We start from the raw sequence: 2,066 nt of genomic DNA, 5'->3' as shown, positions 1-2,066 counted from the left end.
TTGGTGGACAGACGAGTTGGAAAAAAGCGGATTTTAAACATGAACGAGAAGATGAAGTTAAAGCATCCAATTGTGCAGTATTTTTATGAACTACGGCGTAGTACGTTATGACACTATGGTCTGAAAGTACTAATAGTTTCTTTTTGGACGTCTTAGCTTGTTAATGAGCATCTTACTTTAATAAGCCGCTAACATGRAATATTYCATGTTAGCGGCTTATTAACTTTGGTATAAAATGTTTTTCTATTATCTGCCGCTTCTAAAGAACGTAACAATTAAATTGGATACGGATCTATCATACAAGGTTTTAGCAGTTTCCTCATCTTGTATGTGCCCCCCTAAATGCAGGTGAATTGCGCCATGTAGTGATGCCCAAACAAGATTAACAACAAGTATAGGGTCTTTCTCGGAAATAAACCCTTTTTCAATCGCCTTAGTAATAATTGTGATTACTTGTTGTAAAGCCGTTACGATAGCTTGTAAACTTTCCTCTTCAGGTTTGAATTCGCTAAAGGCCCCACCAAACATAACCATATAGTAGCTGGTATAATTCCGTGAGAAATCCCAATAAGCTTGCCCGAGATCGCGAAGATACTGTTCAAGATCGGCTTGTTCAGGAACCGCTTGAAATGAAGCAGCTAGCAATTTGCACCCTTCCAGAAAAAGCTCTTTAGCTAGACCTTCCTTGCTTCCAAACAAGTTATAAATGATTTTTGTGGGACATTCCATTTTCTCAGCGACCCTGCGAATGGTTACGGCTTCGGGACCGAATTCCTGCATAATGGCTGCGGCAGCTTCAATAATGTTCAGTCTTACTATTTCAGCATGCTGAAGTTTGGCTTTTGGGTATGTTGTAACGATATGAGCATCTTTGGAAGGTATTTTGGACGAATTGTGCATGTAATTTCACACCCTTAGTACTTTAGTTTTCTAAAATAGCCTTCATTTCTAAACCTTATTTTACTGTTACGTAAGGAAAATTGCCAATATATAAATGGATTGCACACGCTTATTAATAACGAATCAGTTGTCTTGTGATATCAAGTGCTCCATTTGACTTCATAACCCAGTTTGTATACAATGATTCTAGTTGAAACAGTGTTTCAAAAAGGAAAATAAGGGGAGCGATTATACGATGATAGTAGTACAAGACAAATGGACATTGATTACAGGTGCTTCTTCGGGAATAGGTGAAGCGTTTGCTCGTGAATATGCAGCAAAAGGGAGTCACTTGATTTTAGTAGCTCGCTCTGAAGATAAGTTGATTGCTTTAGCTGAGAAATTACAAAGAGAATATCGTATTCAAGCGCAGGTTATTGTTTCAGATTTATCTCAAGAAGGTTCCCCAATTAAGCTATATGAACAATGTTTGGAACGCGGTTTGAGTGTTGATATTCTTATTAATAATGCAGGGTTCGCTACTTATGGGCTTTTTGAACAACTCTCTGGTTCAAGGCAACATGAAGAAGTGATGCTAAATGTATTGGCTGTTGTGAATCTTACTCATTTATTTTTACCAGAAATGTTGAAAAGGAAAAGCGGAGTTGTGATAAATGTAGCTTCAACAGCGGGATTTCAACCTCTTCCTAATATGGCTGTATATGGAGCAACAAAAGCTTTCGTATTATCTTTTACACAGGCTCTATGGGAGGAAAATCGAAAACGCGGCGTGCAATTTCTTGCATTATGTCCCGGGTCAACGGAAACAGAATTTTTCAACGTTGTAGGGGCTGATGAAGCTTCTGTCGGGAAACGAGACACTCCCGAAAATGTAGTTCAAGTGGCTTTTCGCTCGCTTCAAGCAGGAAAAGTATTTGTGATCCCAGGAGTTAAAAACTATATTTCTGCTCAAATGTCTCGTTTCTTCTCGCGAAAACAAATGCTATTTATAGTCGGACGAATGCTCCGTGCGCGTCATTAATAGATTGTAATGTTCGACACTCCACACATGTTGAGTGTGTGGGTGTTGGTTTGGAACGGAACTGAAGAGAAGTAACATTAACAGCCCTTCTAGCGAAGGGCTGTTATATCGTTTATACTAATAAAACCAATTTACTTCTTAGGAG

2 protein-coding genes and 1 pseudogene are annotated in these 2,066 nt (G+C 38.8%); 2 read left to right on the top strand and 1 reads right to left on the bottom strand.

Annotated features, from left to right (window positions below; all coding sequences use genetic code 11):
* Positions 1-111, top strand: a pseudogene (locus AC1DWN_RS32875) (SF0329 family protein); the annotation flags it as partial.
* Between the two features lie 135 nt (positions 112-246).
* On the opposite strand, the gene AC1DWN_RS32870 reads toward AC1DWN_RS32875, so the two are convergent.
* On the bottom strand, positions 247-900 hold the full coding sequence (locus AC1DWN_RS32870; protein WP_477563038.1) for a TetR/AcrR family transcriptional regulator: 654 nt from the start codon (positions 898-900) through the stop codon (positions 247-249).
* A 235-nt stretch (positions 901-1,135) separates the two neighbouring features.
* Between AC1DWN_RS32870 and AC1DWN_RS32865 the strand changes: the two genes are divergently transcribed.
* Positions 1,136-1,921, top strand: coding sequence for an SDR family NAD(P)-dependent oxidoreductase (locus tag AC1DWN_RS32865; RefSeq protein WP_477563037.1), 786 nt, complete (start codon positions 1,136-1,138; stop codon positions 1,919-1,921).
* Positions 1,922-2,066 lie beyond the last annotated feature (145 nt).

The organism is Paenibacillus sp. P4_A7 (assembly GCF_056402455.1).
This window is presented reverse-complemented; position numbering and strand designations above follow the sequence as displayed.